The following is a 21,383-nucleotide window of genomic DNA, read 5'->3' on the forward strand; positions in this document are numbered from 1 at the left end:
CATTTTGCTGGATAGAGTCTCGATTGCAATGGCCGATTCTCCTTGGCGATTGCCGCTGCGGGGCCTTAAAACGCTGCCGTTCTCGGGAGTGGTCATGGAGCGAATCGTCAAGGCATTCTTCAATTCGGCGGCGGGTCTTGCCCATGCCGTCCGCTATGAATTGGCGGTGCGCCAGGAGGTCGTCGTCCTTGCCATCGCGGTGCCGGCGAGCTTCTTCGTCACCGAAAGCTGGTGGAAGCGCCTTGCCCTGATCGGCGTCATCCTGCTGGTGCTGATGGTGGAGTTGCTCAACACCGCCATCGAGGCACTGTCCGACCATGTCACGCCCGACCGCCACCCCCATATCCGTATCGTCAAGGATCTCGGTTCGGCGGCCGTGTTCACGGCGCTGACCCTGGCGGGGCTGACCTGGATTCTCGCGCTGGCCGAAAGGCTGGTGTAAGGATGGCGGATCGTTTTCCATTCGCCGTTGAAGTGACATGAGCACCGATATTCTGCGCATTGCCGTCGCCCAGCTCAAACCGACGCTCGGCGACATCGCCGGCAATCTTGCCAAGGCCCGCGCTGCCAGGGCGAACGCGCGCGATCAGGGTGCCGACCTCGTGCTGTTCACCGAACTCTTCCTTTCCGGCTATCTGCCCGAGGATCTGGTGCTGAAGCCTGCCTATCAGGATGCCTGCCGCGCCGCCCTGGAAGATTTCGCCCGCGATACGGCCGATGGCGGGCCGGCTGCCCTGGTCGGTCTGCCCTGGCGCGAGAAGGATAAGCTGCACAACGCGGTGGCGCTGGTGGACAAGGGCGTCATCGCTGCCGTCCGCTTCAAGAACGACCTTCCCAATTACGGCGTGTTCGACGAGAAGCGCGTGTTCCAGCCGGGGCCCTTGCCGGGCCCGATCGCTTTTCGTGGCGTGCGCCTGGGCGTGCCGATCTGCGAGGACATCTGGGGGCATGACGTGGTGGAATGCCTGGCCGAGACCGGTGCCGAAATCCTGCTGGTGCCCAATGGCTCGCCCTATCACCGCGACAAATCGGATATCCGTCTCAACGTCGCGGTGGCGCGCGTCGCCGAATCGGGCCTGCCTCTGCTTTATGCCAACGAGGTCGGCGGCCAGGACGAGGTGATCTTCGACGGCGCCTCCTTCGCCCTCAACGCCGATCATCGCCTGGCAGTGCAATTGCCGGCCTTCCGGGAAGCCGTCGTCACCACCACCTGGCGGCGCGGGGCGCAGGGCTGGACGTGTGAGCCAGGCACGGTCGAACCGGTGGAGGAGGGCGAGCAAGCCGATTACCAGGCCTGCGTCCTGGGGCTGCGCGATTATGTCGACAAGAATGGTTTTCCCGGCGTGGTGCTGGGTTTGTCGGGCGGTGTCGATTCCGCCCTGGTGGCGGCCATGGCTGTGGACGCGCTCGGACCCGAGCGGGTGCATTGCGTGATGTTGCCCTATCGTTTCACCTCCAAGGAATCCCTGAAGGACGCCTTCGAATGCGCCACGGCGCTCGGCGTGCGTTATGACGTCGTGCCGATCGAGGCCCCGGTGAACGGATTGGAGAGCGTGCTCGAGCCGCTGTTCAAGGGCCAACCCCGCGGCATTGCCGAGGAGAACATGCAGAGCCGCACCCGCGGCACCATCCTGATGTCGATCTCCAACAAGTTCGGCGCCATGGTGGTGACCACCGGCAACAAGTCGGAGATGTCGGTCGGCTATTGTACGCTCTATGGCGACATGAATGGCGGTTTCAACCCGATCAAGGACCTTTACAAGACCGAGGTCTATCGCCTGTGCGAACTGCGCAACCGCTGGAAACCGGTGGATGCCAAGGGGCCGGCCGGGGTGGTGATCCCGCAGAACATCCTGACCAAGGCGCCGTCCGCTGAACTGCGCGAGAACCAGAAGGACCAGGATTCGCTGCCGCCCTATGACGTGCTCGATGATATCCTGCGCTGCCTCGTCGAAAGTGAAATGCGGGTCGCCGAGATCGTGGCGCGGGGCCATGACGAGGAAACCGTGCGCAAGGTCGAGCGTCTGCTCTACCTTGCTGAGTACAAGCGCCGCCAGGCCGCTCCCGGTGTGAAGGTGACCGAAAAGAATTTCGGCCGCGACCGCCGTTATCCGATCACCAACCGGTTCCGGGACGGCAACAAGCCCGCCTTCGTGCCCGATGCCGCGCTCTATCGGGTCTCCTCCACCGCGAGCGCGGATGCGGTGGATTTCTGAGCGCCAGAGCAAAGCGCGTTTAGACGGAAACGCTGTTTTGCTCCAGCTCTTTGGTTCGAAGCGTCTTTGCGATTCCTGGTAGTTCCGTCTAATCGCAAAACGCTTTAGGGGCGTCCGCCCGTGCTTCCGCCTCAGCCGTCGCGATGAGCCAGCGCCGGACTGCGTCCGTCGGTTCGGGATGGCGCTGCCGGCGCGGCAGTACGACGTAGAAATCATGGCTGCCGGACATTTCGGCAGCCACCGGCTGGATCAGCCTGCCGCTGGCGAGATCGCCGGCGACGAGGAAGCGGCTGGCGAGCGCGATGCCCTGGCCGGCAGCGGCCGCCTCGATCGCCAGTCCCGTCTGATTGAAGCGCATCCGCCGCGGTTGGATGAGCGGCTTCAGCCCCAGCGCCTGTTCGAGAAACTCGGGCCACAGATTATGGGTATCGTGCAGGAGGGTATGGCTCGGGATCTCGGCCGGTTCGATGCCATTCGTCCCGGCCGGCAGCAAGGCAGGGGCGCAGACGGCGATCACCTGCTGCGCAAACAGGCGGTCGACCACCAGCCCCGGCCCGAAGGGCAGCCGCCCCTGCCGCACCGCGATGTCGACGCCGTCGCTTTGGAAATTCGACAGGCTCTCATTGGCCAGAATGCGCAACTCGACGAGCGGGTGCTGGGCTACGAATTGCGGCAGCCTGGGGATCAGCCATTTGGTCGCGAAGCTCGGCGTGACGCTGATCGTCAGCCTGGCAGGCTCGGGGCGCAGTCCCAGCGTCGCTTCGGCGACGAGTTCGAAAGCCCGGCGGATATTGGGCAGATACCCCTGCCCGGCATGGGTGAGGGCAAGCCCACGAGGCAGGCGTTCGAACAGCTTCACCCCGAGATCGGCCTCCAGCGCTCGGATATGCTGAGCGACGGCGCCCTGGGTCACGTTCAGCTCCTCGGCGGCGAGGCGGAAGTTCAGATGGCGCGCAGCAGCTTCGAAGGCGCGCAGGGCCTTAAGTGGAGGGAGGCGAGGCAAGGCGTCCGGCATGCAGTAGTTTTTCTACAGGGCCAGAACAACTATTCTGGCTCGAATGAAGCTGATTTGTCGGTATATCAGGAAGACAGACCCTTTGTCGCGGTCTTGCACCGCTTCGGAATATGGAAGGACGAATTCAATGGCAGCAGAAAAAGTAGCGATCGTTACCGCCGGCGGCAGCGGCATGGGAGCAGCGGCCGCAAGGCGCCTGGCCAAGGATGGCTATAAGGTCGCCATTCTTTCCTCCTCCGGCAAGGGCGAGGCCATCGCCCAGGAATTGGGCGGCCTCGGTGTCACCGGCTCCAACCAGTCCAACGAGGACCTGCAGCGCCTCACCGATCTGACGCTCGGGCGTTGGGGGCGTGTCGACGTACTGGTCAACAGTGCCGGCCATGGCCCGCGCGCGCCGCTTTTGGAGATCACCGATGAGCAATGGCACACGGGGCTCGATGTCTATCTGATGAACGTGATCAGGGCCACCCGCCTGGTGGCGCCGGCAATGATCCGGCAAAAGAGCGGCGCCATCATCAACATCTCGACGGCCTGGGCCTTCGAACCGACGGCGATGTTCCCGACCTCGGCCGTGTTCCGCGCCGGGCTTGCCGCCTATGCCAAGCTCTTCGCCGATCAGCATGCCGCCGACAATGTGCGCATGAACAACGTGCTGCCGGGCTGGATCGACAGCCTGCCGGCCACGGAGGAACGCCGCGACAGCGTACCGATGGGCCGCTACGGCACCAGCGAGGAGATCGCGGCCACGATCGCTTTTCTCGCCTCGGAGGGCGCCGGCTACATCACCGGCCAGAACATCCGGGTCGATGGCGGGCTGATGCGCTCGCTCTGAGGCCGATCGGAGGCCTTTCGTCCAATGGCGGTAAGGCGGGCAACGCATCCATTTGAGTGAGGGCGCGGCATCTTGTCTGCCCCCGCAACTGGCCTATCCTGTCTGAGGGCACTCTGAGGGATGGATCAGTCATGCTTGGACGAATGCTGTTTGCTGCTGCCGCCCTGGTCGGCTTGCTGACGACCGGGGCGATGGCCGACGACCAGGGGCGATTGGCGCTCGCGCGCCAGGTCGTGGAGGCCATGCACGCCACCGATACGATGCGGCAGGCCCTGCCCCTGATGATGGCGAACATGAAGCCGATGCTGGATCGGCAACCTGGCACGACCGAGAAATTCCGCGACCTGTTCATGGCGCGGTTCCTGGAAAAGGCGAATACCGAACTCGACCAGTTCGCCGGTGAAATCGCGCAGATCTATGCCCAGCAATTTTCCGAGGAAGATCTGAAGAATTTGATCGCCTTTTATGAAAGCCCGACCGGAAAGAACCTGGTTTCCAAGCAAGCGATCCTCATCGCCGCATCCAGCGCCGCAGGGCGGCAATGGGGCATGAAGGTCGCCGGCGAAGCGCTGCAACAATATGCCGATGAATTGGCCAAGGCCCAGGCGTCGGACGGGGCCGTTCCATTCCCCGCGACGCCGGCTGCGCCAGACGCGGGTCCCCCGCCTGTCGTGACTCCCCCGAAGCCTTCTGCCGCTCAGCCGGGGTGATCGGCCCGGCGGCGCCTGATCATGGCTGCGGGAGATATCTTCAGATCGCCCAGCCCGCCTTCAGTCCCTCCAGCACGGCTTCCTCGGCCGTGCGGGGAGTCAGGCAGTCGCCGATGACATGGACCTCGGCGGGCAGGCCCTCCAGCTCGGCTTCCAGGGCATTGACGGCCTCATGGCCGAGCGACGTCACCAGCGTGTCGATGCCGTCGACGATGATCGGCTCGCGACCGGTGACATGGGCGAGATAGACGGTCTGACCGTCGACGCCGTAGAGATCGGCATAGGGTATGACCTCGATGCCGAGATCGTGCAGCACGCCGGCCCAGTGGTCGCGCACATAGGCCTGGATGCGCTGGCCCGGCATGTAGCCGTTGACGGCGAGGCGGACCTTGCAGCCGGCCCGCGCCAGCTTCTCGGCGACGCCCATGCCGATCCAATCGCAGCGCCAGTCCGCCACCAGCACGGAGCTGCCGATATTGGCCTCCTCGCGCAGCACCTGCCAGGCATCGACGACATGCGCGGTCTCGGCGCCGGGCAATTCGGGATGGCGCGGCGTGGCGCCGGTGGCGATGATGACCACGTCGGGACGCTCGCGCTCGACCAGGGCGCGGTCGACCCTGCTGTTCTTCACCACGGTGACGCCGGCGAGTTCGGCCTCGCGGGTAAGATTGGTGACGATGCCGCCGAACTCCATGCGCCGCGGCAGCAATTGCGCCAGCAGAGCCTGGCCGCCGAGCCGGCCCGACGCCTCATAGAGCGTGACGTCATGGCCGCGCGAGGCGGCGATACTGGCGGCCTTCATGCCGGCCGGGCCACCGCCCGCCACCAAGACCTTCTTTACCGTAGCCGCCGGCAACACCTTGCCGTAGCGCAGCTCGCGCCCGGTCTCGGGATGCTGGATGCAGGATATGGGCACGCCGAGCTGGAAATGGCCGATACAGGCCTGGTTGCAGGCTATGCAGGCGCGGATGTCGTCGAAGCGGCCCTGTTCGGCCTTGGCAGGCATGTCGGGGTCGCAGATCAGCGCGCGCGTCATGCCGACCATGTCGGCCTCACCCTTGGCGATCAGCTGTTCGGCATCCTGGGGCTGGTTGACGCGCCCGGCATAGAAGACCGGGGTTTTCACCCTGCGCTTCACGGCCGCCGCCGATGGTGCGCCATAGGCGCTGGAAAAGGCCATGGCCGGGGCGATGTGCACGGCGCCGCCGAAGCTGGCGGAGGAGCCGACCGTCAGGTTGAAGTAGTCGAAGCTGCCGTCGAGCGTGGTGAGCACCTCTGCCACTTCCTCGGCGGTGAGGCCGTTGAGGTCGCTGTCCTCGGAGGAAAAGCGCAGGCCGACCACGAAATCCGGCCCGGTCCTGGCGCGGATGGCGGCAAGGCTCTCGCGGATGAAGCGCAGCCGGTTTTCGAGCGAGCCGCCATAGGCATCCTCGCGTAGATTGACGCGGGGATTGACGAATTGCGAGGGCAGGTAGCCGTGGCTGCCGACGATCTCCACACCGTCGAGCCCGGCCGCTTCCAGCCGGCGTGCAGCCTCGCCATAGCCCTCGACGATCTCGCCGATCATCGCCGCGCTCATGGCCCGCGGCATGACGTGGAAGCGCTGGTTAGGCACGGCGGAGGGCGCGTAGGCGACGGGGGCGGTGCCTTCGGCCGTCTCCATGATCTCGCGGCCGGGATGGAAGAGCTGCCCGAACACCGCGGCCCCCTCGGCATGGCAGACTTCGGCAAGGCGCCGGTAGCCGGGGATGCAGTCGTCGCTGGTCGCCATCAGGAGATGGGAGGTGTAGCGCGCCGTCTCGTGCACGCCGGCGACCTGCAGCACGATCAGCCCGACGCCGCCCTGCGCGCGCGCGCGCTGATAGGCGATCAGCGCGTCATTTGGCACGAAGGCGGTGGGCAGGGTGGTGTCGTGCCCGGTCGACATGATGCGGTTCTTGATGCGCAGATTGCGGATCGTGAACGGCGAATAGAGGTGGGGGAGGGCGGCGGACTGGCTCACGGTGCCTCGCAGGAACTGGACCCGTACTGGGTGCACGGGGGCGATCCTGCAATCAACATGGCCGATTGTCGCGAGGGCGCACCGGTCATCCCGCGCGGGCGCTTTTCTCCTCAGGCGCTCCCGCTTCTGCGGAGCAGCATTGCCTGTTGCGCCGCATGCGGGATGACTGGCCAGCCTCAGAGATTGAAGTCGAAGCGATAACTCGCCGAGATGCCGATCAGCAGCTGATCCTTGGAGCCGCGTTCCTTCACCAGGCTCGAACTCGCGGCGGGGCCGGTAAGGCGGCTATATTCGGCAAAGGCGCTGGTGGTGATCTTGTCCGTGGTTTTCCAGGTCACCGCGCCGCCGACGCCGACCGACTTCAACCCACCGCCGGGCGAATAGGGGCTGAGGCCCGAAGCGAGCGATTCCTGCAGGTTCACGCCGTAATAGGCGTCGAAATAGCTGTGCGAGGCCAAGGAGAGGCGGGGACCGCCGGAAAGCCGCCAATCCGGGGCTATGTCATAAAACGCGTCCGCGGCGAGATCGGCGACGAGACCATGATGCGAACGGATGCCGTGCCGCAATTCGGCGCGCAAGCGCAGCCATTCCGTCGGATAGATATCGGCGAAGATGCCGAGTTCGCCGCCCCAGCGCACCGGCTTGAGGCCCTTGAGATCGTCGTCGGTGGAGCCGTCACGCTCGAACAGGATCTTGCCGACCGGGCCGATTCGCAGGAAGCCGTTGTCGAGCAGGCCCACGCCCGGATTGTCGTTGCGCGAGGTGAAGGCCGGTCCCTTGCCCTGGCGGGATAGTGAGATGATCGGCGAGGGCAGGAAGCTGAAATCCTTGGCGCCCTCATATTTGGGGCCCATGGCGGCGGTCGCGCCGAGTTCCAGAGACCAGCCGCCGGCAATGTAGTTGTCCCAGAATCCGGTCGGTGTGTAGGAAGAGGACTGGGCCAGTGCCGGCGTCGCCAGAACGGCTAGAACTCCTGCCGCAACGGCAGTCTTCAGGGAGGTACGCAACATCACTCTATTCCCATTTCCGGTCGCGGCAGGAGCGGCCGCGAACTTGGCCGCACAATGCCTTCGAGGTGACAACAAACAATGAATGCTGGCATGAATAATCAACGAATTCCCTAACGTCATGTTTTGGATGCCGAGGGCATCGTCAGTTTCGTGATGCCCATTGTGAAGGCATTCACTGAGTGGCGATGATCAGCCGGAAAAGGAGTCTATGAGCCGGCTGCGATTGATTATCGTGTCCCTTATAAACACGATGGCGATTTTGTGGCCAGCAAAAATGGCACGAGCCTGTTCATAATCTCTCCTTCAAAAGGAAGGGCGCGCGGTATAGGACAGGCCATATTTCCAATTTCGAAAGCCCGTCATGCCGCCCGTCGTTCGCTTTGCGCCATCTCCCACCGGCTATATCCATATCGGCAATATCCGCACCGCTTTGCTGAACTGGTGTGTGGCCAAGCGCGCGGGCGGGCGCTTCATCCTGCGCTATGACGACACCGACACCGCCCGCTCGCGCCAGGAATATGCCGAAGCCATTGCGGTGGATCTCGCCTGGCTCGGCATGGTGCCGGACGTGCAGGCCCGCCAGTCGGAACGCATGGCGCTCTATGATGCCGCGGCCGCCCGCCTGCGCGAGGCCGGCCGGCTCTATCCCTGCTACGAGACCGAGGAGGAGCTGGAGCGCCGGCGCACCTTGCAGAAGGCACGCGGCCTGCCGCCGGTCTATGACCGGGCGGCCCTGCGCCTGACGGCGGAGCAGAAGGCGGCGATGGAGGCCGAGGGCCGCCGGCCGCATTGGCGTTTCCTGCTCAACCACCGCATCGTCGAATGGCAGGACGGCGTGCGGGGGCCCGCGCATGTCGACACCGCCTCGCTGTCCGATCCGGTACTGATCCGCGCCGATGGCGGCTATCTCTATACGCTGCCCTCCGTGGTCGACGACATCGACCTCGGCGTCACCCACATCATCCGCGGCGAGGATCACGTCACCAACACCGCGGTGCAGATCGAGATCTTCGAGGCGCTGGGCGGCAGCGTGCCGGCTTTCGCTCACCACAACCTGCTCACCACGGTGAGCGGCGAGGGACTGTCCAAGCGCAGCGGCGCGCTGTCGATCGGCTCGCTGCGCGAGGCCGGCTTCGAGCCGATGGCGGTGGCGAGCCTTGCTGTGCTGACCGGTACGGCTGAGGCTGTCAGGCCGATCGCGACTTTGCAGGACCTGGCTGCGCTCGTCGACCTCTCCCGAATCTCGCGGGCGCCGGCGCGGTTCGATCCGGCCGAGATCGAGACCCTCAACGCCAAGCTGCTGCATGAGACGGCCTATGCGGATGTCTCGCAGCGGCTCTCGGCCCTCGGCGTCGGGGGCGGCGAGGCGTTCTGGCTCGCCGTGCGCAGCAATCTCGTCAGGCTCGCGGATGCGAAGACCTGGTGGGATGTGGTGAGGGGACCGGTCGCCAAGGGCGAACAGGATCGGGAATTCCTCCGCCGTGCCGCCTCTCTGCTTCCGGCCGAGCCCTGGGACGAGAACACCTGGGGCGCCTGGACACAGGCCGTGAAGGACGCCACCGGCGCCAAGGGCAAGGCCCTGTTCATGCCGCTGCGCCAGGCGCTGACCGGCCTCGACCACGGTCCCGAACTCAAGGCGCTGCTGCCGTTGATCGGCCGCGAGCGGGCGCTGGCGCGGCTTAGCGCTTGAAGGAGCTCCGAAGGCCTAGTTCACCAAGGTGTCTCGACCAGTCGAGCGCTGACGGGCTAATTTGCCTGTTTTGGAGGTGAAAATGACAGGTCTTCTGCCCAACACTGCCACCAATCCCCAGCCCGGCACCATCGCAAGGCCGACGATCGTCAGCAATCGGGTGCAGCCACCCGCGCAATGCAGCGACAATCGTGCCAAACTGGCCAACCTCCGCAATCTCATCGCCGCTGCCGAGCGGGAATATCGCGAGATGACCATCGAGCTGGATCGCTTGGACGATGAAGGCCGGATCTGGCTGGTCGTGGACCTGATCCACAAGACCGCCTTGGCTTCGCTGGATCTGGGGGCGGCGATCATGCAGGTCGCGGGGCTCAAGACAGGCGACGCGGCGCGGGCTCTCGCGGACGGCACCCAGACCGTCAGCGACACCTTCATCGGTACGTCGGGCGTGCTGGACGGATCGGTCTCGGGCAAGGATTTCGCGCGAACCATGGCCCAGCGGGCGCTGACCCATGCCAAGCCTGGCACGGCCGGTCAGGCCCTGGCCAAAGGGCAGGCGGATATTGCCCTGGGCTCCTGGTCGAGCATCGACAACATCACGGGTGCGCAGGGGCGTAGCGCCGCCAATTCCCGTGCGGCCGAAGCAGGCGTGGAATTGGCCGCCGGGCTGATCCAGCGTAGCGCCGATACGCTCGATGCGGGCACGGCGGGTGGCAGTCCCGTTGCCAAGAGGGTCGGCGCAGCGGCGCAGATCGCCAAGGCGATGGCCAGCTACAATCGCGAGCTCGAGGGTGCCTTCAACCGTCGGCTGGAGATATCGAGCGGCCTGATGGCGACCAAGGCAACCATGCAGGCCACGCTGCAACGCGCCATGGCTCGTTATCGCAGGGACGCAGCCGAACTGGAGAGGCTGCTCCAGGCCTGCATCTGAGGCCTCTGATGAAGATTGGGGCACGCGATGTCCCAAGCGGCCCATACCGGGCTTGGCGCCATGGTCCTGGCGCCTCTGGCGCATCGTCGGCTTCCATCCCATATGGAGTGCCTATGAGGAGAGCCTGTATGCTGCGTCAATTCTGCCTCGGCCTTGCCGCCCTTGGCCTTGCCTTCATGGCGCCGGTGACGTCCAAGGCCCAGGAGCCCGACCTGATCTTCCGCAAATCGACGGTATGGAAGTTCCTGACTCCGGACGACAAGCTTGCCGTCTACGGCATCGACGATCCCGATGTCGAGGGGGTCGCCTGCCACTTCACCGTGCCGGAGAAGGGCGGTCTGAAGGGCATGTTCGGGGTGGCGGAGGAGGTGTCCGACGTCTCCCTTGCCTGCCGCCAGGTCGGGCCGATCAAATTCAAGGAAAAATTCGAGCAGGGCGCCCTGGTCTATCGCCAGTCCCGCTCGCTGTTCTTCAAGAAGATGCAGGTGGTGCGCGGCTGCGACGCCAAGCGCAATGTGCTGGTCTATCTGGTCTACACCGACAAGCTGATCGAGGGGTCTCCGAAGAACTCGACCTCCTCGGTGCCGGTGATGCCCTGGGCCGGCGAGCCGCCCCAGAAATGTGCGGATTTCGTCACGGACTGAGGGCGGGACCCGGCAGTACCGTCGCCCGCATCCTCATTCCCGCAAGTGTCCACGCCTCGCGGGTGATCACTTCTCGCAGGTGATCACCACGGCGTGCGGCTGAGCGGCAGCGGCGACCTGCGTCGGCGCGTTGATGGCGCCCGTGATGTCGGTTTCGGTCTGGCGGCGGAAGGCGACGGCCTTGGCATAGCCGTTGGCGACACACCATTCGCTGGCGATCGGCTGGCCGCAGGGAGCGCCGCTTTCCAGGCAGGTATCGACGCCATAGCCATCGTCGGCATTGACGACGAAGGAGGCCACGTTCTGGGCGGAGGCGGGGCTGGCGAAGGCCAGGCAAGCCGCGATGAAGGAGAGGGTACGCAGGTTCATCGAAATCACACATGTGAACGGGGACTGCCCCGTTCGGATAGCGGAGCCTGCCTATCATCGCTGTGCGTTTTTAAACATACGTAAATCTGCGTGTTTAATTTTTGGCGAAACTCTGTTGCCTGGGTGCATCACTCCGGCACCGGAGGAGGGGGCGGGATCTTGCTCCATCATTCGATCGAGCCGCTGGAAGCGGTGTGTCGTCCTTTTCTCGCGCGGCTTGACAACGCTGGCCGCATGGCACATTGCTCCGGCCATGACAAAGACGGCCATCCTTTCGCGGATTATTTGCAGCTAGCAGACACGCTGGCTGGCGCCGTCATTCGCCCAAAATCTTGAGCGCAGGACGCCCCCGGCCAGCCGAGGTGGGGAACTCATGGTTATCAGGCTCTACGATACCCGTACGCGCGCCAAGGTCGATTTCACGCCGATCGATCCCGATCGGGTGCGTATGTATGTCTGCGGCCCGACCGTCTACGACTTTGCCCATATCGGCAATGCCCGGCCGATCATCGTCTTCGACCTGCTGTTCCGCCTGCTGCGTCACGTCTATGGCGCGGAACACGTCAGCTATGCGCGCAACATCACCGACGTCGACGACAAGATCAACGAGCGCGCGGCCGAGCGCGGCATCACCATCCGTGAACTGACCAACGGCACGCTCGCACAGTTCCATCGCGACATCCGGGAGCTCGGCGTGCTGATGCCCGATCAGGTCAACCAGCCGGGACGGCCGCCGCAGATGGTCGAGCCGCGCGCGACCGATCATATCGAGGAGATGAAGGCCATCATCGAGCGCCTGGTGGCGCGCGGTGTCGCCTATGTCGCCGAAGAACATGTGCTGTTCTCCGTGCATGCCATGGAGAAGCTCGCGACAGTACCGCGCTATGGCGCGCTTGCCCGCCGCTCGCTCGACGAGATGCTGGCCGGTGCCCGGGTCGACGTCGCGCCGTATAAACGCGACGCCATGGATTTCGTGCTGTGGAAGCCCTCGCATGGCAATCAGCCCGGCTGGCCGAGCCCCTTGGGCATCGCCACACCCGGCCGCCCGGGCTGGCATATCGAGTGCTCGGCCATGTCGATGGCCACGCTGCTCACCCCCTATGGCGGCGGCATCGGCTGCGACGACCCGGCCCGCAACGTCTTCGACATCCACGGCGGCGGCATCGATCTCGTCTTCCCGCACCACGAGAACGAGATCGCCCAGAGCTGCTGCGCCTTCGGCACGCCGGTGATGGCCAATATCTGGATGCATAATGGCTTCCTGCAGGTCGAGAGCGAGAAGATGTCGAAGAGCCTCGGCAACTTCATCACCATTCGCGAATTGCTCGGCAGCGACCGCTTCGGTGGGCGCGCTTGGCATGGCGACGTGCTGCGGCTCGCCATGCTGCGTACGCACTACCGCCAGCCGATCGATTGGACCCTGCAGGCCTTGAACGAGGCCCAGCAGACCCTGCTGCGCTGGTATGAGGACGCGCCGGCGGGCGGAAGCGTCGATGCCGGCGTGATCGAAGCGCTGTCGGACGATCTCAACACGCCGGCCATGCTGGCGCGTCTGCACCAGATCGCCGATCCGGCCAACCGGGCGGCGACGCTCGCCTTTCTGGGCTTCAGCAACGATGCGGCCGCCCTGAAGGGGGACACCCATGTCAGCGAAGGCCTGAGGCTTGAGGTCGAGGCGCTGCTATCAGCCCGCAAGGTGGCGCGTGCCGAGAAGAACTGGCCGGAGTCGGATCGCATCCGCGACGAGCTCGCCCGGCTGAACATCGCCGTCAAGGACAACAAGGACGGCACCACCAGCTGGGAGGTCAAGCTCTGATGGCCAAGTCGACGTCGAATCCCGCGATGCCCAAACCGGGGCTGCGCCCCTTCCTGCCCGCCGATGCGCCGATTCTGGCCGAGATCTTCCGCGCCAGTATTCACGAATTGACGGGCGAGGACTATTCCGAAAGCCAGCAGGAGGCCTGGGCCGAAGCCGCCGAGGACGAAGAAGCCTGGACCAAGCGGCTGGCCGGCTGCCTGACCATCGTGGCGACGGTCGGCGGCTCGCCGGTCGGCTTCATCGCGCTGAAAGGCAAGGACTTGGTCGATCTGCTCTACGTGCATCCCGCGGTTGCCGGGCAGGGCGTGGCCTCGACGCTCTATAGCGCCATCGAGCAGCTCGCCAAGGCCCGCGGCGCCACCCAGCTGACCGTGGATGCCAGCGACACCGCCCGTGACTTTTTCCAAAGGCAGGGTTTCGTGCCCCAGCAGCGCAACACCGTATCGCGCGGCGACGAATGGCTCGGCAACACCACCATGAAGAAGGCGCTTGCGGCTCCGCCCGATGCGACCCGGCAATGACGCGCGATCGGCTCTATCTCTTCGATACCACCCTGCGTGACGGGGTCCAGACCACGGGCGTCGACTTTTCCCTCGCCGACAAGCAGGCGATCGCCCGCCTGCTCGACGATCTCGGTGTCGACTATGTCGAGGGCGGCTATCCCGGTGCCAATCCGCTCGACACGCAGTTCTTCAGCCAGCCGAACGGCCTCAAGGCGAAGTTCACCGCCTTCGGCATGACCAAGCGGGCGGGGCGCTCGGCTGCCAATGACCCCGGTGTTGCGGGCCTCCTCGATGCGCAGGCGGATGCGATCTGCTTCGTGGCCAAGAGCTGGGATCACCAGGTCCGCATGGCGCTGGGCATCAGCCTGGAAGAGAACCTCGATTCGATCCGCGACAGCGTCGCCACCGCCAAGGAGCGCGGCCGCGAAGTGCTTGTCGACTGCGAGCATTTCTTCGACGGCTACAAGGCCAATCCCGATTATGCGCTCGCCTGCGCCCGCACGGCTTACGAGGCCGGCGCGCGCTGGGTGGTGCTCTGCGATACCAATGGCGGCACCCTGCCGCATGAGGTGGAGCGCATCGTTGGCGAAGTGGTCGAGACGATCCCGGGCAGCCATCTCGGCATCCATGCCCACAATGACACCGAGCAGGCCGTTGCCAATTCGCTGGCGGCTGTCAGGGCGGGCGTGCGCCAGATCCAGGGCACGCTGAACGGGCTCGGCGAGCGCTGCGGCAATGCCAATCTCACCTCGCTGATCCCGACGCTCCTGCTCAAGCCTGCTTATGCCGAGCGCTTCGAGATCGGGGTGGATGCGGCCAGGCTGGAGAATCTCACGCGCATCTCGCGCAAGCTCGACGAGCTGCTCAACCGCATGCCCGACCATCATGCGCCCTATGTCGGCTCCTCGGCCTTCGCCACCAAGGCCGGCATCCATGCCTCGGCGGTGATGAAGGATCCGTCGACCTATGAGCATGTGCCCCCCGAGAGCGTGGGCAACCGGCGCAAATTGCTGGTCTCGGACCAGGCCGGCAAGTCGAACATCCTGGCTGAACTGGAACGCCTGGGCCTGGCCATCGACAAGGACGATCCCCGTCTGTCGCGTCTCCTCGGCGCGCTGAAGGACAAGGAAGCGCAGGGCTATGCCTATGAGGGGGCGGACGCTTCCTTCTTCCTCCTGGCCAAGCGCATCCTCGGCAGCGTGCCCGAGTTCTTCTTCGTCGAGCGCTTCAGCGTCAATGTCGAGCGGCGCTGGAACGAGCGCGGCGAACTCGGCGTGTTCTCCGAGGCGATCGTCAAGGTCAAGGTCGGGGCCGAGGAGCTGATCTCGGCGGCCGAGGGGCATGGCCCGGTGAATGCCCTGGATACGGCGCTGCGCAAGGATCTGGGCAAATACCAGTCGGTCATCGAGGACCTGAAGCTGATCGACTACAAGGTGCGTGTCTTCCAGGGCGGCACCGATGCGGTGACCCGGGTGCTCATCGAATTCCAGGACGCCGGCGGCGACCGCTGGGCCACGGTCGGCGTCTCCGACAACATCATCGACGCCTCGTTCCAGGCGCTGGTGGATTCGATGACCTACAAGCTGCTCAAGGCCGGCGCGGAGGTGTGAAGAGAGAGTGTCGACCTGGAAGTCGACACTCTCTCGTTCAGCGCCGGATCGCCTCGGCGTTGATATCGATGCGCACCACGTCACCGATCAGCGGTATGAAGGCCTTCATGCCGAAATCCGAGCGCCGGATGGTCGTGGTTGCCGTGAAGCCGGCGACCACGCGGTTGTTGCGCAACGGATCTGGCGCGATGCGATTGAAGGTGGTTCGCAGCGTTACCGGCTTGGAGATCCCGAGCAGCGTCAGCTCTCCGCTGAGATCGGCGCTGCGCGGGCCTCGGCGCTTCACCTTCGTGGTCCGGAAGGTGAGTGTCTGATGACGAGTGATGTCGAAGAACTCGCTCGACTTCAGATCTTCGTCGCGTGAAGGTATTCCGGTATCGACGCTCGAGGCTTCGATCGTCGCCTCGACCAGGCTCTGCTCGGGATGCGCCTCATCGAGCGTGAGCACGCCCTTCAACTGGCGGAAACTGCCCGTGACGGTGGAATAGCCGAGATGGTCGATATGGAAGACCGTCTGGGTATGGTCGGGATCGAGATCGTAGAGATCGCCTGCCGAGGCGGCAGAGGAGAGCCCGGCGCTGCAAAGCAGCGCCGCGACAGTCACCTGGAAAGACCGCTTCATTGTCTCGCTCATGCCCCCGGCTTGGAAAAACGCGAGGCATGAACACTTGAGGGGGCGGTCCTATTCGATCGCGCCCCTCGCTAGAGCAAAGTGCGATTTCTCCGAAACCCACTTTGCTCTCTAATTCCGACACGTTTTCTTAATCGAAAAGTCTATCAACTTTTCTGGAAAACGCTCAAGGCGGCGTCAGAGCGTCTCTGGAGCGACGTTCATCGCCATTTCTGCTCGAGAAATCTTCTCGATCGCGGCCGTGATCATCGGCACGACCTCTTCGGGCGTGTTGGCCACCAGCACGTCGACGGCGGTCTCGGGCCGGATGAAGCCTTCCTCGCGCATGTGGTCGAGAATGTCGAGGAACCGCGTCCAGAAGCCGTCGATATTGACCAGCACGATCGGCTTCTTGTGCTGGCCGAGCTGGGCCCAGGTGAGCTGCTCGACCAGTTCCTCCAGGGTGCCGACGCCGCCGGGAAGAGCGACGAAGGCGTCGGCCCGCTCGAACATCAGGCGCTTGCGCTCATGCATGTCCTTGGTGACGATGAGTTCCTCGACCTCGGTGAGCATGCGCTCGCGCCGCTGCAGGAAGGTGGGAATGATGCCGGTGACCTGGCCGCCATTCTCGATGACGGCACGAGCGACCGTGCCCATCAGGCCGACATTGCCGCCGCCATAGACGAGGCGGATGCCGCCGGCCGCCATGTCCCGGCCGAGGCGCTCGGCGCCGGCGACATATTCGGGACGGGTGCCATTGCTGGAGCCGCAATAGACGCAAATCGAACGAAGCTTTGTCATGCCCCCGGTTTCGCACTGCGGCAGGGGCGGGGTCAAGTTGCTTTGCCGTGCGTGCCTACGATGGTACTCAGAGGCGGCTTCGAAGACATGCCCATCTGAAGCAAACTTGGCGAAGCAGGGGGGGAAGGCCCTGGAATCGATCGGACGAGATCCTTGTCGTCTCGGGCGTCACAGAGCCGGCGGAGATCGGGCCGATGTTAAAAAGCAAGGCTCGTCCGGATCGTGGTGAACAGAAGGTCTTGCCAGCGAGGCTCATCGTCAGGTCAGGATCAGGCAGGCCGCCGAGGCGTTGCGCACGATGAGAATGCGCATGGCCTTGGATTTGACGTGCGTTCGCGCCTCCGTTTGGCCGGCTTGCAATGGTAGGGTCGCATAAAGGATGACAAGGCAAAGAGCAGATACGAACAGCGCCGCTCGTTTTATGAAGCCTTCCATCTCTGCCTGGTTCGATGAAGAATATCGTGCATTCTTGGTTTTCATCACAATTCTGCGGCAATGGCGCTGCAGTCCGGTGAGACCGGCGCCTGGCGGAGATGATACGGTTGCAGGTGAAGTAAACCGGCGCGATACTTTGTTTGTCCGACATCTTGGCGGCGCGGCCTTTCGTCTTGCGGGCAGAGCCGGTAAGTAGAATTAGATGGAACGATGCGCGTTCTTGCATCGGGAGTAGAAGATGGCTGTAGGCTGGAAGAGTCTGGCTGGAATAGTGGGTGCTGCGAGCGTTGTCAGCGTCGGTACGCTATACAGCGTGCTGGTGCGCGAGCCTGCCCGGTCGCCGTCGCCAACGGGCGGCGACAGCAAGCCGGCGGTCACCGCCAATCCTCCTGCCGACACGGCACAAAAACCGGCACCGACCGGCGATCAGGCGGCCGACAAGCCGGGATCGAGCGCTTCGCAGGCTTCCAAGACGGCCGGGGGCAATCCCGGGGCGGCCAAGACCGAACCGGCGAAGAGTGCGGAGGCCGGAGCCCAGATGGCCAAGCCCGATCTAGGGAAGCCTGATTCCGGCAAGGCCAACGTGGCCCAGCCCGAGGTAGCCAAGACCGAAGCCGCCAAACCCCAGCCGCCCAAGGCCGAGGCGCCGGCGCCGGATGCGGCCAAGGGCCAGATTGCTCCGACCTTCGACATTGCCCGCATCGAACCGGCCGGCGGTGCGGTGATTGCCGGGCGGGCCGCCTCCGGCGCCACGGTGGAATTGCTGCGCAACGGCAATCCCTATGCCCGCGTCGTCGCCGATATCAATGGAACCTGGGCGATCACGCCGCCGGCCCTGCCCAAGGGCCCCTGTGAACTGACCCTGCGCACCACCTCGCCGGACGGGAAGATAACCTTGTCCGAGCAGACCCTCTCCGTTCGCGTTCCCGAAAAGCCGGGCGAAGAGGTGGTGGTCGTGCTCAACACGCCCGACCAGCCTTCCAAGGTGCTGACCGATGCGGCGCAGCCGCCAAGCAAGGCGCCCGAGCCGCCGGCAACGCCATCCCCGGCCGGAGAGACGGCATCTGCCGAGGCGGACAAGGCGTCCTCGCGGGCCAATGTCTCGATCCGGACCGTCGAGGCGGATGAGATGGGCCGCTTCTTCGTAACGGGCCGGGCCGAGCCGGGCGCCGCCCTGCGCATCTATCTCAACGACACGCTGGTGACCGGTGTGACGGCTGCCAAAGACGGTACCTTCGGCATGACCATCGAAAAGGGCATGCAGCCGGGCAATTATCGGGTCCGCGTCGACGATGTCGCCGCTGGAAACGGGCAGGTGCTGACACGGGCCGAAGTGCCGTTCGCCATGATCGACAAGGCGCCCGCAGCCTCGGCTCCCGCCGTGGTGGCGGCGATCGCGACCCCGTCGCGTCCGGCGGGCAGCCCTGGTGGCCAACCGGCTGCGACGCCGCCCCAGGGGGCGACCACGCCCTCTGCCGCGGCGTCCGGAGCCGCCACTCCGACCCCGGATAAACCGGCCTCTGGCGAACCGACCCCCGGCGGCAAGCCGCAGCCCGCTGCGGCATCGGCGCCGGCCCAGGGAACCTCTCCGGCAGCCGCACCCGGCTCGCCGACAACGGCCACCACGGAAACCGCGTCGACGCCGGCGCAGGCGGAAATCGCGCCGCCGGCGTCCGGTAACGCCACGGCACCCAGGTCCGCCACGACGCCAGCGGCCTCCAATCCCGGGACGCCTGCGACAGCACCGGTGCAGACCAGCGAGGCCAAGCCGGCCCAGCCGTCACCGCCGCCCTCGGTGGCGGTAATCCCCGAGATCCGCACCACGACCATCGTGCAGGGCGACAATCTCTGGCGGATTTCACGCAAGGTCTATGGCCAGGGCATCCGCTATACCTGGATCTACGACGCCAACACCGATCAGATCCGCAATCCCAATTTGATCTATCCGGGGCAGATCTTCGTCATGCCGGAAAAGAAAGCACCTTGAGCCGAGCCGGCCGCGGATCTGGTTCGGGGCCGGGCAAGCCGAGATTTCGGTGCAGGACGCTTGCGGTCACGGCAATCCGAACTTAACTACGCAACGTCATCGAGAGCAAAGCGCGTTCATGCCCGGGCGCTTTTTGCTCTGACTTTGTTTCGACGCGTCTTTGCGATTCGAGGCGATTTCGTCAAATCGCAAAACGCTTTGGAAAACTCTTGATGCCGGCGTTCTCCGCTCGCCGGCCGAAAGTCCGTTCATGCCTTCCGCCGACCCTTCCGCCGCTCCCAAGCGCGTCAGCGCCGACCAGGGGGCCTTTCTCCAGACCATGAAGCATTTGTGGCCCTATATGTGGCCACAGGACCGCGCGGACCTGCGGATGCGGGTGATCTGGGCCTTCGTGCTCTTGCTGCTCACCAAGCTCATCACCCTGGTCGTGCCCTATACGCTGAAATGGGCGACCGACGGGCTGGCAGCCATCGGCGGCGGCCGTGAGCTCACCGGCCATACGCTGGCGGTGATGCTGGCCGCCGTGCCGCTCACCATGCTGGTGGCCTATGGCGTCGCGCGGATCCTGATGACCGCGATCTCGCAGTGGAAGGATGGGCTGTTCGCCGCCGTGTTCATGTATGCGGTGCGGCGGCTGGCGATCGAGACCTTCGAGCACATTCACAATCTCAGCCTGCGCTATCATCTCGAGCGTAAGACGGGCGGCCTTTCGCGCGTGATCGACCGCGGGCGCACCGGCATCGAGAACATCGTCCGTTTCGCCACCATCAACATTCTGCCGACCATCGTGGAGCTGGCGCTCTACCTGGTCATGCTGGTGCTGCAGTTCGACTGGCGCTACGCGCTGATCGTGCTGGTCACCACAGCTGTCTATGTCTGGTTCACCATCAAGGCGACCGAGTGGCGCATCTCGATCCGCCGCGAGATGAACGATTCCGACACCGACGCCAACCAGAAGGCGATCGACAGCCTGCTCAACTACGAGACAGTCAAATATTTCTCCAATGAGGAGCGCGAACTCGCCCGCTACGACAGGGCGATGGCGTCCTACGAGCAGTCGGCGATCCGGACCTATATCACCCTGACCTGGCTCAATATCGGCCAGGGCGTCATCTTCATGGCGGGCATGCTGGCTTCGCTGCTCCTGGCGGGCCTGGGCGTCTATCACGGCGTCAACACCGTCGGCGATATCGCCTTGCTCAACGTGATGTGGCTACAGCTCGCCACGCCCTTGAACTTCCTCGGCTTTGCCTATCGCGAGATCAAGCAGGGCATCACCGATATCGAGACCATGTTCGAACTGCTCGACAAGGATGCCGAGGTGAAGGACCGGCCGGGCGCCCAGCCGCTCGAGGTGCGCGAGGGCCGCGTGACCTTCGAGAATGTGGTGTTCAGTTACGACCCGGACCGGCCGATTCTGCAGGGACTTTCCTTCGACGTGCCGGCGGGCCGCACGGTAGCGATCGTCGGGCCCTCCGGCGCCGGCAAATCGACCATCTCGCGCCTGCTGTTCCGCTTCTACGACGTCAATGGCGGGCGCGTGCTGATCGATGGCCAGGACGTGCGCGAGGTCACCCAGAAATCGCTGCGAGCCGCCATTGGCATGGTGCCGCAGGATACCGTGCTGTTCAACGACACCATCCGCTATAACATCCGCTATGGCCGCTGGGACGCGACCGATGCCGAAGTGGAGGAGGCAGCGCGGCTTGCCCAGATCGATACTTTCATCCGGCGCATGCCCAAGGGCTATGAAACGGAAGTCGGTGAACGCGGCCTGAAATTGTCAGGCGGCGAGAAGCAGCGCGTCGCCATCGCCCGCACCATCTTGAAGGGACCGCCGGTGCTGGTGCTGGACGAGGCGACCTCGGCCCTCGACAGCTACACCGAAATGGAGATCCAGGCCGCGCTCGAGCGCATTTCGGAGAACCGCACCACGCTGGTGATCGCCCATCGTCTCTCGACGGTGGTGAACGCCGACGAGATCATCGTGCTCGACAAGGGCGTGATCGTCGAGCGCGGCAATCATGAGGAATTGCTGGCTCAGGGCGGGGTCTATGCCGGCATGTGGAACCGCCAGCGCGAGGCCGACGAAGCGCGCGAGAAGCTCCAGCGTACCCAGGACGATGCCTCGCCGGCTGCCGATTATCGTGACGCGTTGGCGGGGTGAATTGTCGTGCCGAGCGTAGCGCAACGCGCGGT

General features: G+C 64.7%; 19 protein-coding genes. 12 read left to right on the forward strand and 7 right to left on the reverse strand.

Features of this window, described 5'->3' with window-relative positions; translation table 11 throughout:
* Positions 1–94: 94 nt before the first annotated feature.
* Together J8I29_RS03845 and J8I29_RS03850 are read left to right on the forward strand one after the other, a co-directional pair.
* Positions 95–442, forward strand: a complete 348-nt coding sequence (locus J8I29_RS03845) for a diacylglycerol kinase (protein WP_209430703.1) — start codon at positions 95–97, stop codon at positions 440–442.
* 37 nt (positions 443–479) lie between these two features.
* Positions 480–2,216, forward strand: a complete 1,737-nt coding sequence (locus J8I29_RS03850; protein WP_209430704.1) for an NAD+ synthase — start codon at positions 480–482, stop codon at positions 2,214–2,216.
* Positions 2,217–2,304: 88 nt separating this feature from the next.
* Here the strand turns inward: J8I29_RS03850 and gcvA are convergent, their stop codons facing one another.
* Positions 2,305–3,231 carry a transcriptional regulator GcvA gene (gcvA, locus tag J8I29_RS03855; RefSeq protein WP_105861885.1) on the reverse strand — a complete coding sequence of 309 codons (927 nt, stop codon included), beginning with the start codon at positions 3,229–3,231 and terminating at the stop codon, positions 2,305–2,307.
* A 127-nt stretch (positions 3,232–3,358) separates the two neighbouring features.
* On the opposite strand from gcvA, the gene J8I29_RS03860 reads away from it, so the two are divergent.
* Together J8I29_RS03860 and J8I29_RS03865 are read left to right on the forward strand one after the other, a co-directional pair.
* A complete protein-coding gene (locus tag J8I29_RS03860; RefSeq protein ID WP_209430705.1) occupies positions 3,359–4,063 on the forward strand; it encodes an SDR family oxidoreductase in 705 nt (234 codons plus the stop codon).
* Between the two features lie 191 nt (positions 4,064–4,254).
* Positions 4,255–4,773: a DUF2059 domain-containing protein gene (locus J8I29_RS03865; protein WP_209430706.1), complete on the forward strand. Its 519-nt coding sequence runs from the start codon at positions 4,255–4,257 to the stop codon at positions 4,771–4,773.
* A 40-nt stretch (positions 4,774–4,813) separates the two neighbouring features.
* On the opposite strand, the gene J8I29_RS03870 is transcribed toward J8I29_RS03865, so the two are convergent.
* Together J8I29_RS03870 and J8I29_RS03875 are read right to left on the reverse strand one after the other, a co-directional pair.
* Entirely contained in the window at positions 4,814–6,775 is a 1,962-nt protein-coding gene (locus tag J8I29_RS03870; protein ID WP_348535977.1) for an FAD-dependent oxidoreductase, read from the reverse strand.
* 176 nt (positions 6,776–6,951) lie between these two features.
* Positions 6,952–7,785 carry a MipA/OmpV family protein gene (locus tag J8I29_RS03875; RefSeq protein ID WP_105861888.1) on the reverse strand — a complete coding sequence of 278 codons (834 nt, stop codon included), beginning with the start codon at positions 7,783–7,785 and terminating at the stop codon, positions 6,952–6,954.
* Between the two features lie 361 nt (positions 7,786–8,146).
* On the opposite strand from J8I29_RS03875, the gene gltX reads away from it, so the two are divergent.
* From gltX to J8I29_RS03890, 3 genes are all read left to right on the forward strand, one after another.
* Entirely contained in the window at positions 8,147–9,475 is a 1,329-nt protein-coding gene (gltX, locus tag J8I29_RS03880; protein WP_209430707.1) for a glutamate--tRNA ligase, read from the forward strand.
* A gap of 82 nt (positions 9,476–9,557) precedes the next feature.
* Positions 9,558–10,406 (forward strand): hypothetical protein, encoded by an 849-nt coding sequence (locus J8I29_RS03885; RefSeq protein WP_209430708.1) that lies wholly within the window; start codon positions 9,558–9,560, stop codon positions 10,404–10,406.
* A 176-nt stretch (positions 10,407–10,582) separates the two neighbouring features.
* The gene (locus J8I29_RS03890) at positions 10,583–11,050 is read left to right on the forward strand and encodes a CreA family protein (RefSeq protein ID WP_245196700.1); all 468 of its coding nucleotides are present in this window, start codon (positions 10,583–10,585) and stop codon (positions 11,048–11,050) included.
* Between the two features lie 66 nt (positions 11,051–11,116).
* Here J8I29_RS03890 and J8I29_RS03895 read toward each other — a convergent pair whose 3' ends face one another.
* Entirely contained in the window at positions 11,117–11,419 is a 303-nt protein-coding gene (locus J8I29_RS03895; protein ID WP_105861892.1) for a hypothetical protein, read from the reverse strand.
* A gap of 373 nt (positions 11,420–11,792) precedes the next feature.
* On the opposite strand from J8I29_RS03895, the gene cysS reads away from it, so the two are divergent.
* The 3 genes from cysS to cimA are packed head-to-tail and all read left to right on the forward strand — an operon-like array spanning position 11,793 to position 15,351.
* Complete coding sequence (gene cysS / locus J8I29_RS03900; RefSeq protein WP_209430709.1) at positions 11,793–13,235, forward strand: cysteine--tRNA ligase; 1,443 nt, start codon at positions 11,793–11,795, stop codon at positions 13,233–13,235.
* The gene (locus J8I29_RS03905; protein ID WP_245196639.1) at positions 13,235–13,759 is read left to right on the forward strand and encodes a GNAT family N-acetyltransferase; all 525 of its coding nucleotides are present in this window, start codon (positions 13,235–13,237) and stop codon (positions 13,757–13,759) included. The genes cysS and J8I29_RS03905 overlap by 1 nt, the downstream gene beginning before the upstream one ends.
* On the forward strand, positions 13,756–15,351 hold the full coding sequence (gene cimA, locus J8I29_RS03910) for a citramalate synthase (protein WP_209430710.1): 1,596 nt from the start codon (positions 13,756–13,758) through the stop codon (positions 15,349–15,351). Before J8I29_RS03905 ends, cimA begins: the two co-directional genes overlap by 4 nt.
* 37 nt (positions 15,352–15,388) lie before the next feature.
* On the opposite strand, the gene J8I29_RS03915 is transcribed toward cimA, so the two are convergent.
* The 3 genes from J8I29_RS03915 to J8I29_RS03925 form a co-directional block, all read right to left on the reverse strand.
* Entirely contained in the window at positions 15,389–15,973 is a 585-nt protein-coding gene (locus J8I29_RS03915; RefSeq protein ID WP_209430711.1) for a YceI family protein, read from the reverse strand.
* Positions 15,974–16,159: 186 nt separating this feature from the next.
* Positions 16,160–16,762: a TIGR00730 family Rossman fold protein gene (locus J8I29_RS03920; RefSeq protein ID WP_105861896.1), complete on the reverse strand. Its 603-nt coding sequence runs from the start codon at positions 16,760–16,762 to the stop codon at positions 16,160–16,162.
* A 258-nt stretch (positions 16,763–17,020) separates the two neighbouring features.
* Positions 17,021–17,242, reverse strand: a complete 222-nt coding sequence (locus J8I29_RS03925; RefSeq protein ID WP_146126879.1) for a hypothetical protein — start codon at positions 17,240–17,242, stop codon at positions 17,021–17,023.
* A 193-nt stretch (positions 17,243–17,435) separates the two neighbouring features.
* Here J8I29_RS03925 and J8I29_RS03930 point away from each other — a divergent pair, with 193 nt between their 5' ends.
* On the forward strand, positions 17,436–19,184 hold the full coding sequence (locus J8I29_RS03930; RefSeq protein ID WP_209430712.1) for a LysM peptidoglycan-binding domain-containing protein: 1,749 nt from the start codon (positions 17,436–17,438) through the stop codon (positions 19,182–19,184).
* A gap of 250 nt (positions 19,185–19,434) precedes the next feature.
* The gene (locus J8I29_RS03935) at positions 19,435–21,351 is read left to right on the forward strand and encodes an ABC transporter ATP-binding protein/permease (RefSeq protein WP_209430713.1); all 1,917 of its coding nucleotides are present in this window, start codon (positions 19,435–19,437) and stop codon (positions 21,349–21,351) included.
* The last annotated feature ends 32 nt before the right edge of the window (positions 21,352–21,383 follow it).

It is taken from the genome of Labrys sp. LIt4, assembly GCF_017813775.1.
GTDB lineage: Bacteria > Pseudomonadota > Alphaproteobacteria > Rhizobiales > Labraceae > Labrys > Labrys okinawensis_A.

Bases quoted from the DNA above. Each gene is read 5' to 3' on its own strand.
- J8I29_RS03845 (WP_209430703.1), top strand. From the start codon at position 95: ATGGAGCGAATCGTCAAGGCATTCTTCAATTCGGCGGCGGGTCTTGCC.
- J8I29_RS03850 (WP_209430704.1), top strand. From the start codon at position 480: ATGAGCACCGATATTCTGCGCATTGCCGTCGCCCAGCTCAAACCGACG.
- gcvA (WP_105861885.1), bottom strand. From the start codon at position 3,231: ATGCCGGACGCCTTGCCTCGCCTCCCTCCACTTAAGGCCCTGCGCGCC.
- J8I29_RS03860 (WP_209430705.1), top strand. From the start codon at position 3,359: ATGGCAGCAGAAAAAGTAGCGATCGTTACCGCCGGCGGCAGCGGCATG.
- J8I29_RS03865 (WP_209430706.1), top strand. From the start codon at position 4,255: ATGGCCGACGACCAGGGGCGATTGGCGCTCGCGCGCCAGGTCGTGGAG.
- J8I29_RS03875 (WP_105861888.1), bottom strand. From the start codon at position 7,785: ATGTTGCGTACCTCCCTGAAGACTGCCGTTGCGGCAGGAGTTCTAGCC.
- gltX (WP_209430707.1), top strand. From the start codon at position 8,147: ATGCCGCCCGTCGTTCGCTTTGCGCCATCTCCCACCGGCTATATCCAT.
- J8I29_RS03885 (WP_209430708.1), top strand. From the start codon at position 9,558: ATGACAGGTCTTCTGCCCAACACTGCCACCAATCCCCAGCCCGGCACC.
- J8I29_RS03890 (WP_245196700.1), top strand. From the start codon at position 10,583: ATGGCGCCGGTGACGTCCAAGGCCCAGGAGCCCGACCTGATCTTCCGC.
- J8I29_RS03895 (WP_105861892.1), bottom strand. From the start codon at position 11,419: ATGAACCTGCGTACCCTCTCCTTCATCGCGGCTTGCCTGGCCTTCGCC.
- cysS (WP_209430709.1), top strand. From the start codon at position 11,793: ATGGTTATCAGGCTCTACGATACCCGTACGCGCGCCAAGGTCGATTTC.
- J8I29_RS03905 (WP_245196639.1), top strand. From the start codon at position 13,235: ATGGCCAAGTCGACGTCGAATCCCGCGATGCCCAAACCGGGGCTGCGC.
- cimA (WP_209430710.1), top strand. From the start codon at position 13,756: ATGACGCGCGATCGGCTCTATCTCTTCGATACCACCCTGCGTGACGGG.
- J8I29_RS03915 (WP_209430711.1), bottom strand. From the start codon at position 15,973: ATGAAGCGGTCTTTCCAGGTGACTGTCGCGGCGCTGCTTTGCAGCGCC.
- J8I29_RS03920 (WP_105861896.1), bottom strand. From the start codon at position 16,762: ATGACAAAGCTTCGTTCGATTTGCGTCTATTGCGGCTCCAGCAATGGC.
- J8I29_RS03925 (WP_146126879.1), bottom strand. From the start codon at position 17,242: ATGAAAACCAAGAATGCACGATATTCTTCATCGAACCAGGCAGAGATG.
- J8I29_RS03930 (WP_209430712.1), top strand. From the start codon at position 17,436: ATGGCTGTAGGCTGGAAGAGTCTGGCTGGAATAGTGGGTGCTGCGAGC.
- J8I29_RS03935 (WP_209430713.1), top strand. From the start codon at position 19,435: ATGCCTTCCGCCGACCCTTCCGCCGCTCCCAAGCGCGTCAGCGCCGAC.